Genomic DNA, 8,783 nt, shown 5'->3' with positions numbered 1-8,783 from the left:
CATGACCGGAAAGTTGAAGGTGGCCGGCGACATGAGCGTGGCCCTGCGCATGCAGCGGGTCGTGTGAACGCCCCCCGAGACGCCACCGCCCGCGCCTTCGTCGCTTCCCACCGCGACGAGGGCAGCACCGAGCTGTTCGGCATCACCGAACTGTGCCGCGAGTTCGGCATCACGCTGCGGGCGCTGCGCTTCTACGAGGACAAGGGCCTGCTCGCGCCGCGCCGCATCAACGGCACGCGCGTCTATACCCGGCGCGACCGAGCCCGGCTGGCGCTGATCCTGCGCGCCAAGGCGATCGGGTCGTCGCTTGCGGAGATCAAGCACTACCTCGACCTCTATGGCGACCATGGTGAGGGCCGCGCCCAGCAGCTGAACTACGTGATCACGCGCACCGACGCCGCCATCGCCGAGCTGGAAGCGAAGCGGGCCCACATCGACGCCACGCTGGCCGAGCTGCGCCTGATCAACCAGAACTGTCGCGCGCAGCTCGAGTCGCGCAAGCGCAGCGCGAAGTCCGCGGCGTGAGGAGCACTGCATGGCAATCGCGAACTTCCCTTCCGTCTGGATGAGCGACGAACACCGCGCCCTGGAGGACGCTGCGCGCCGCTTCTTCACCGAACGCTGGGTGCCGCAGGCCGCCGCCTGGCGCGAGGCAGGCCGCCTGCCGCCGCAAGCCTGGCGCGAAGCCGGCGCCCAGGGCCTGCTGTGTGCCGCGATGCCGGAGGCCTACGGCGGCGGCGGCGGCGACTTCACGCACGACGCGGTGATCCTGATGGAGGCGGCGCGAGCCAACCTCAGCGGCTTCGGCGGCGGGCTGCACTCGGGCATCGTCGCCCCTTACATCCTCCACTACGGCAGCGAGGCGCAGAAGCAGCGCTGGCTGCCGAGGATGGCCACGGGCGAATACATCACTGCCATCGCGATGACCGAGCCCGGCACCGGCTCCGACCTGCAGGCGATCCGCACGACCGCCCGGCGTGGAACGGATGGCGAGGGCGACCACTACGTGCTGAACGGCCAGAAGACCTTCATCACCAACGGCGGCAACGCCAACCTGATCATCGTCGCCTGCCGCACCGGCGGCGAAGGCTCGAAGGGCATGTCGTTGCTGGTGGTCGAGACCGAGCACGCCCCCGGCTTCCGCCGCGGCCGCCTGCTCGACAAGATCGGCATGAAGGCGCAGGACACCGCCGAGCTGTTCTTCGACGACGTCCGCGTGCCGGCGGAACACCTGCTCGGCCCGGCGGAAGGACAGGGTTTCATCCAGCTGATGCAGCAGTTGCCGCAGGAGCGGCTGATCGTCGCCCTCGGCGGCATCGCGGCGATGAAGCGGGCGCTGGCCGAGACGCTCGCCTACGTCAAGGAACGCAAGGCCTTCGGCCGCGCGATCTGGGAGTTCCAGAACACCCGATTCAAGCTCGCCGAGGTGCAGGCCACGGTGCTCGCGGCGCGGGCGATGGTCGACGCGGCCATGGTGGCGCACATGAAGGGCGAACTCGGCGTCGAGCGCGCCGCGCTGCTGAAGTACTGGGTCACCGAGCAGCAGGGCCGGGTGATGGACGAATGCCTGCAGCTTTTCGGCGGCTACGGCTACATGAGCGAGTACCCGATCGCCGAGCTCTACACCGATGCGCGCGTGCAGCGCATCTACGGCGGCACCAACGAGATCATGAAGGAGCTGGCGGCGCGCTTCATGTGAAGCGCGCGCCGGCGCGGGCTCAGCCGGCCAGCGCCAGCAGCTTGCGCAGTTCGCCCTGCACCAGGGCGGGGTAGCCGGCCGTGCCCCAGCGGGCGTCGTCCACCAGCGACTGCAGGCTCGCGCGCACGCGGCTCTTGTCGCGCCACTCCTGCGCGAGGCGGTTGGCCACGTGGGGGTACTTCTCGCACAGCGCCTTCGGGCGGGCATCCATCGCAAACGCGATCAGCCAGTCGATCGTCGTGCCAGCGAGCATGCGCTCGGTCGCAGCGGCCTTGTGAACCTTCTCGCGGCCGAAGTTGATCGACAGCGGGTCGTGGTCGATCTTGTCGTCCACCGGTGCTGCGGCGGCCACGGCCGGCGTGTTCGGTGTGATCGGTGTCGGATCGAAGTCGATCGAGCCCGAGGGGCGGAAGGCGAGGCTGTTGGCGTTCGACATGGTCGCGCAGTCTAGAAGCCGCCGCGCTCCAGCGCACACGCGATTGCCGTGCGACCGTGCGGCGCTTCACGCAGCGGCGGGGCACGTCAACGCCGCGTGCTCAACCAGATGCCCGGCAGGATGAGCGCAGCACCGACTGCATGGTAGACATGCACAGATTCGCCCAGCACCGCCCAGCCCACGCCGGCGCTGTACAGCGGCCCGAGATAGAGCACCACCGACACGCGCGCCGCGCCGAGCGCGCGCTGCATGAACGAATATGCCGCATAGGCGGCCGCACCGGGAATCAGCGCCGCCGCCAGCACCAACCCCACGCTGCGCCACGACAGCTCGCTCGGCAGCCAAGAGATTGCTTCCCAGGCGGTGAACGGCAGCAGTACGAGCACGCCGCCGAAGGAGATCAGCGTCAGCCGCGCCAGCGGCGAGAAGGCCGAGGGCCAGGCGCGCAGCAGCAGCGAATAGGCCGTCCAGCACAGCACGGCCACCGAGATCCACAGGTCACCCGGGTTGAGCGTGAGCTCGCCCAGCGCACTCCACTGCCCGCGCAGGATCACGTGCAGCACGCCCGCCAGTGCCAGCGCCACGCCCAGTGCTTGGGCGACGCCGAAGCGCTCGCGCAGCCACAGCGCCGAGGCCAGCGCGATCAGCACCGGCGAGGCGGCGTACAACAGCCCGATGTTGACCGCCGCGGTGCTGCGCCCGCCGATGTAGACGAAGGCGCCGCACACCCACATGCCCAGCGCACCGAGCACGAGGAAGTGGCCCGCCTCGGCGCGCACGAGGTGCCGCTTGTCAGCGATCTCGCGGTGGCAGAAGGCCAGCAGCACCAGGGCCGCGACCGTCCAGCGCCCGAGCGCCAGCATGTGCGGCGCGATCACGCCCGGCGCCCAGCGCGCCACGAGGTAGTTGACGCTCCACAGCGCCGGGGCGATGAAGAGCAGCACGCGCGCGAGCATCAGCTCGCGCGGTGTCGGGCCCGATTGCGATGCGGGCAAGCTCAGAACGCTGCGGCCAGGCCGTCGCGCCGCGGGTCGCTCGCCGCCACGTAGCCCTCCACCGCCGGGTCGCCGAGGCGCCAGATGAACTGGCCGGCGCCGAAGTCCTGGTAGCTGTCCTGGAACGACTCGACCTGGTGGCCGAGGGCCCGCAGCCCTTCGCGCGTGGCGGCCGGCATGGTCGCCTCGACGTTGATCGACAGGCCCTGGTTGAAGCGCCAGCGCGGCGCGTCGCAGGCCGCCTGCGGCTCCTGGCGGAAGTCGAGCATGCGCACCAGCGTCTGCAGGTGGCCCTGCGGCTGCATGTTGCCGCCCATCACGCCGAAGCTCATCTGCGGGGCGCCGTCCTTGGTGAGGAAGGCCGGGATGATGGTGTGGAAGGGCCGCTTGCCCGGCGCCACCACGTTCGGGCTGGCCGCACGCAGGCTGAAGCCATGGCCGCGGTTCTGCAGCGAGACGCCGTAGCCGGGCACCACCACGCCGGAGCCGAAGCCCATGTAGTTGCTCTGGATGAAGCTGATCATCATGCCGCTCTCGTCGGCGGCGGTGAGGTAGATGGTGCCGCCCTTGACCGGGTTGCCGGCGCCGAAGTCCTGTGCGCGCTTCGGGTCGATCAGCTTGGCGCGCTGGAACAGGTATTCGTCGTCGAGCATCTGCTCGGGCGTCACCTCCATCGTGCGGCGATCGGACACGTAGCGGTAGGTGTCGGCGAAGGCCAGCTTCATCGCCTCGATCTGCAGGTGCTGGGCCTGCACGCTGTCGGCCTTCAGGCCGGCGAGGTCGAAGTGCGAGAGGATGCCCAGCGCGATCAGCGCGGCGATGCCCTGCCCGTTCGGCGGGATCTCGTGCAGCCGGTGGCCGGCGTAGTCCTTGCCGATCGGATCGACCCATTCCGGCTGGAAGCCGGCCAGGTCGGCCGCCGTCATCGCGCCACCGTGCGCCTTGGCGTGAGCCTCGATGGCCTGTGCCACCTCGCCGCGGTAGAAGGCCTCGCCGTAGGTGTCGGCGATCAGCTTCAGCGTGCGCGCGGCGCCGGGAAAGCGGAACAGCTCGCCGACCTCCGGCGCACGGCCGCGGGGCAGGAAGGTGTCGGCGAAGCCAGGCTGGTCAGTGAGTTCCGGCAGCGCCGCGGCCATGGCCCACTTCTGTCGCACCACCCAGGGCACGGCATAGCCGCGCTCGGCGATCTCGATCGCGGGCTCGAGCAGATCGGCGAAGGCGAGCTTGCCGAAGCGCTCGGACAGCGCCACCCACGCGGCCACCGCGCCCGGCACGGTGACGCTGTCCCAGCCGCGCTTGGCCGGCGCGCGGGCGTCGTCGCCGTACTTCGCGCGGAAGTACTCCGGCGTCCACGCCTGCGAGGCCGTGCCGCTGGCGTTCAGGCCATGCAGTTGCCGGCCGTCCCACAGGATGGCGAAGGCGTCCGAGCCGAGCCCGTTGCTGCAGGGTTCGACGATGGTCATCGCCGCGGCGGCGGCGATCGCCGCATCGACGGCGTTGCCGCCCTTCCAGAGCATGCGCAGCCCCGCCTGCGCGGCATAGGGGTGCGAGGTCGAGACGATGTTGCGGCCGAACACCGGCACGCGCTGGCTGGGGTAGCCGGCGCCCCAGTTGAAGGAAGAGGTCATCGTGAGGTCTCCGTGTGAGTCGTATCGGCGGCGGCCTTCGCCTCCTGGTGCAGCCGGCGAACGCCCAGCCAAACGCCCAGCGCGATCAGCGGGATGGCCACCGCAACCGCCACGTCCGGCGAGACGTTCCAGCCAGCCGACTTGGCGCCCTTGGCGGCGTAGCCGACCAGGCCGGCGCCGTAGTAGGTGACGGCGGCCACCGAGAAGCCTTCCACCGCGCTCTGCAGCAGCAGCTGGGCCTTCTGGCGGCGGTTCATCGCGTCGAGCAGCTCGCGACTGCTCTGCTGCTGCTCGATCTCCACCCGCGTGCGCAGCAGGTTGGAGACGCGCGAGATGCGCTCCGACAGCGCCTGCAGACGCCGGCCGGCCCAGGCGCAGGTCTGCATCGCCGGCAGCAGGCGGCGGTCCATGAATTCGCGGATGGTCTGCAGGTTGTGCACGCGCTCCTCGCGCAGCTCGTCGATGCGCCGCTGCACCAGCTCGAAGTAGGCGGCACTGGCCGAGAAGCGGGCATGGGTGCGCGCGTACAAGCCCTCGACGCGCGCGGCCAGCTGGGTGAGCTGGCGCAGCAGCTCGGGCTCGTCGTCGGGGTTGGCGGTGCGGATGCGCTCGGCCACCTCGGCCAGGTCGCGCTCGGCATTGGCCAGTGCCCCGCCGACCTCGCGCGCCACCGGCAGGCCGAGCAAGGCCATCATGCGGTAGGTCTCGATCTCCTGCAGGCGCTGCACCAGGCGGCCCAGGCGCCGCGGTGTCATGTCGCCGGCCACCACGATCCAGCGTGCGAAGCCGTCGCCGTAGAGGCGGAAGTCGGTATAGACGTCGGCTGCGCCGTCCATCACGCGGGCGCCGACCAGGCTGTCGTCGTTGAGCATGCTGCGCACCAGCGGCGGCACCTCGTCGCGCGGCGTAAGCGCCGGCTTGACGAGCACGTGCATGCCCACCAGCCACTGCCCGGGCAGCCCGGCGCGCCAGTCGGCCGGCAGGTCGTCGATGGGCAGCGGCGCGAAGCTCTCCGGCACCGAGGCCAGCCGCTTCCAGGCCGTGCAGGTGTGGAACTCGCCATGCTTCTCCCAGCGCAGCCGCAGCCCGCCGATGTCGGCGCTGAAGTGGCTGGCCCCCTCGGCCGGCACCGGCAGCTGCCGCGAGCGCAGCAGACCGGCCAGGTGGTCGCGCTCGGCGCTGCCGGCGTTGCCGACCAGCGCGACGTGCGACAGCAGCAGCGGCGCATTCAGCCGCTCGTAGGGCCGCGCGTGCACTTCGTGGTGCAAGGTCTCGCGCAAGGGGTGAACGGTCTGCATCGCGGCTACTCCTCCGGTCCGGGATGCTAGTCGATGCTTTCGCCCAGGAAGCGCTGCACCTTCGGCGGCTCGGCGCCGAGGTGGAAGGCCAGGCGCTTCTCGCGCAGGCCGACGTCGGCCGCGGTGAAGCGCTCCAGCCGGCGCAGGTGCTCGACCCAGGTCTCGTCGAGGAAATACTCGATGTAGCGGCCGGGCGCGGTCGGGTCGCGGAACAGGCCCCACGACAACGCGCCCTGGCGCAGCCGCGCCCGACGTGTCTCCTCCATCACGGCCATGAAATCGTCGGCGCGCGTCGGGTCGATGAGGTACTCCACCGTCACCATCACCGGTCCTTCGTCGGGCAGCGGCTCGACCAGCGGCGTCGGAGCCGCGCTGCCGGGCTTGGCGGGACTGAGATCTTCGTCCGCGCCGCCGTCGACGGACAGGCGTCGCGTCAGCAGCAGCACCAGCGGCCCGGCCACCGCGGCCGACACGATGCTGGCCGGCACGCTGCTCCAGCTCGCCACCTGGCCCCACAGCGCCGCGCCGGCCGCACTGCCGCCCATCAGCGCCATCTGGTAGATCGACATGCCGCGCGCCCGCACCCAGTTGGGCAGCGCCATCTGGGCGGCCAGCGTCAGCGAGTTGGCGGTGGCGATCCAGGCCATGCCAGCAATCGCCATCGCCGGCACTGCCAGCCACAGCGAGGGCGCGAACACCACCGTCACCGCCGCCAGCGCATGCACGCCGGTGCCCCAGCGCACGAACTGGTCGCGCGAGATGTTCTGCCGCAGGCTCGGCAGGTACAACGCTGCCGCCACTGCACCCCCACCCATCGCCGCCAGCAGCAGCGTGAAGGTGCCGGCGCCGCCACCGTGCAGGCTGCGCGCCACCAGCGGCAGCAGCGCGGTCAGCGAGGTCGACTGCAGGAAGAACAGGAAGATGCGGATCAGCACGCTGCGCATGCGCGGCGACTGCGTCACGTGCTGCACGCCGACGCGCATCGCACCGAGGAAGCGCTCGCCGGGCAGCGCGCTGACCTTGCGCTGCGACTTCCAGCGCAGGATGAGCACGAAGGCCACTACCGCCAGCACCGCGTTGAGCGCGAACACCACCGCCGCGCCGGCGCTGGCCAGCAGTGCGCCGGCCACCACCGGGCCGATCACGCGCGACATGTTCATCGCCACGCCATTCAGGGCCAGCGCCGCCGGCAGCTCGTGGCGCGGCACCACCTCGGGCACGATGGCGGCGAATACCGGCCAGCGCATCGCCAGGCCGATGCCGTTGGCGAAAGTCAGCGCCAGCAGCAGCGGCGCGGTGAGCGCACCGGCCAGCGAGGCCAGGCACAGCACCATCGCGACGCAGGCCACCCACAGCTGCGTCACCGCGAAGTAGCGGCGGCGGTCCACGATGTCGGCCAGCGCGCCGCTGGGCAGGCCGAGCACGAAGACCGGCAGCGTGGACGCGGCCTGCACCAGCGCCACCATGACGACGCTGTCTGTCAGCGTGGTCATCAGCCACGCCGCTGCCACGTCGTTCATCCACATGGTCACGTTGGCGGCCAGCCAGGCCACCCACAGCATGCGGAACACCGGCCCCTTCAGCGGGGCCAGCGACGACGGCGGCGCGTCGCTCACGCGTGGCTCATCGCGAGATCAGTCGGCGTCCTTGAACGCTTCCTCGCGCTTGCTCTTGATCGACGGCAGCGTCACCACCACGATCATCAGCACCGCGGCCAGCAGCAGGCCGGCCGACAGCGGCCGCGTCACGAAGGTGCTCCAGTCGCCGCGCGACAGCAGCAGTGCGCGGCGCAGGTTCTCTTCCATCATCGGCCCGAGGATGAAGCCCAGCAGCAGCGGCGCCGGCTCGCAGCTGAGCTTGTAGAAGATGTAGCCGACGATGCCGAAGCCGGCGGCCATGAACACGTCGAAGTTGTTGTTGTTCAGCGTGTACAGGCCGATCGCGCAGAAGGACATGATGGCCGGGAAGAGGAAACGGTACGGCACGGTCAGCAGCTTGATCCAGATGCCGATCAGCGGCAGGTTGAGGATCACCAGCATCAGGTTGCCGACCCACATCGAGGCGATCAGGCCCCAGAACAGCTGCGGGTCGCTGGCCATCACCTGCGGGCCGGGCTGGATGCCCTTGATGGTCATCGCGCCGACCATCAGCGCCATCACCGCATTGGGCGGGATGCCCAGCGTGAGCATCGGAATGAACGAGGTCTGAGCGCCGGCGTTGTTGGCCGATTCGGGGCCGGCCACGCCGCGGATGTCGCCACGGCCGAAACGGCTGGCATCCTTCGCGACCTTCTTCTCCACCGTGTAGGCGGCGAAGGAGGCCAGCAGCGCGCCGCCACCGGGCAACACGCCCAGCATCGAGCCGAGCGCCGTGCCGCGCAGCACGGCCGGCCAGGCGTCGTGGAAGTCCTGCCGGGTCGGCCACAGGCCCTTGACGTCCTTGGTGAACACCTCGCGGTGCTCGGCCGGCCGCCCCAGGTTGGCGATGATCTCGCCGAAGCCGAACACGCCCATCGCGATGGCGACGAAGCCGATGCCGTCGGTCAGCTCGGGGATGTCGAAGCTGTAGCGCGGCGTGCCGGAGATGACATCGGTGTTGATCTGGCCCATCAGCAGGCCGAGCAGGATCATCGCGATCGCCTTGACCAGCGAACCCGAGGCCAGCACCACCGCGCCGATCAGGCCCAGCACCATCAGCGAGAAGTACTCGGCCGGGCCGAACTTGAAG

General features: G+C 70.4%; 8 protein-coding genes. 2 read left to right on the top strand and 6 right to left on the bottom strand.

Going from position 1 to position 8,783, the window contains the following annotated elements:
• Positions 1-63 precede the first annotated feature (63 nt).
• Entirely contained in the window at positions 64-525 is a 462-nt protein-coding gene (locus AB7U92_RS15960; protein ID WP_428578861.1) for a MerR family transcriptional regulator, read from the top strand.
• A 10-nt stretch (positions 526-535) separates the two neighbouring features.
• On the top strand, positions 536-1,699 hold the full coding sequence (locus tag AB7U92_RS15955; RefSeq protein ID WP_428578858.1) for an acyl-CoA dehydrogenase family protein: 1,164 nt from the start codon (positions 536-538) through the stop codon (positions 1,697-1,699).
• A 19-nt stretch (positions 1,700-1,718) separates the two neighbouring features.
• Here the strand turns inward: AB7U92_RS15955 and AB7U92_RS15950 are convergent, their stop codons facing one another.
• From AB7U92_RS15950 to AB7U92_RS15925, 6 genes are all read right to left on the bottom strand, one after another.
• On the bottom strand, positions 1,719-2,135 hold the full coding sequence (locus AB7U92_RS15950; protein ID WP_428578855.1) for a hypothetical protein: 417 nt from the start codon (positions 2,133-2,135) through the stop codon (positions 1,719-1,721).
• An 86-nt stretch (positions 2,136-2,221) separates the two neighbouring features.
• A complete protein-coding gene (locus AB7U92_RS15945) occupies positions 2,222-3,130 on the bottom strand; it encodes a DMT family transporter (RefSeq protein WP_428578853.1) in 909 nt (302 codons plus the stop codon).
• A 2-nt stretch (positions 3,131-3,132) separates the two neighbouring features.
• Positions 3,133-4,758: a gamma-glutamyltransferase family protein gene (locus tag AB7U92_RS15940; RefSeq protein ID WP_428578851.1), complete on the bottom strand. Its 1,626-nt coding sequence runs from the start codon at positions 4,756-4,758 to the stop codon at positions 3,133-3,135.
• A complete protein-coding gene (locus AB7U92_RS15935) occupies positions 4,755-6,056 on the bottom strand; it encodes a DUF3422 family protein (RefSeq protein ID WP_428578848.1) in 1,302 nt (433 codons plus the stop codon). Before AB7U92_RS15935 ends, AB7U92_RS15940 begins: the two co-directional genes overlap by 4 nt.
• Positions 6,057-6,082: 26 nt before the next feature.
• Positions 6,083-7,672 (bottom strand): MFS transporter, encoded by a 1,590-nt coding sequence (locus AB7U92_RS15930; RefSeq protein ID WP_428578846.1) that lies wholly within the window; start codon positions 7,670-7,672, stop codon positions 6,083-6,085.
• 18 nt (positions 7,673-7,690) lie between these two features.
• Positions 7,691-8,783, bottom strand: a 1,093-nt coding sequence (locus tag AB7U92_RS15925) for a tripartite tricarboxylate transporter permease (RefSeq protein ID WP_428578843.1), incomplete at its 5' end; no start/stop codon positions are given.

Source organism: Piscinibacter sp., from assembly GCF_050175855.1.
Lineage (GTDB): Bacteria > Pseudomonadota > Gammaproteobacteria > Burkholderiales > Burkholderiaceae_C > Piscinibacter.
This window is presented reverse-complemented; position numbering and strand designations above follow the sequence as displayed.

Bases quoted from the DNA above. Each gene is read 5' to 3' on its own strand.
- AB7U92_RS15955 (WP_428578858.1), top strand. From the start codon at position 536: ATGGCAATCGCGAACTTCCCTTCCGTCTGGATGAGCGACGAACACCGC.
- AB7U92_RS15935 (WP_428578848.1), bottom strand. From the start codon at position 6,056: ATGCAGACCGTTCACCCCTTGCGCGAGACCTTGCACCACGAAGTGCAC.
- AB7U92_RS15950 (WP_428578855.1), bottom strand. From the start codon at position 2,135: ATGTCGAACGCCAACAGCCTCGCCTTCCGCCCCTCGGGCTCGATCGAC.
- AB7U92_RS15940 (WP_428578851.1), bottom strand. From the start codon at position 4,758: ATGACCTCTTCCTTCAACTGGGGCGCCGGCTACCCCAGCCAGCGCGTG.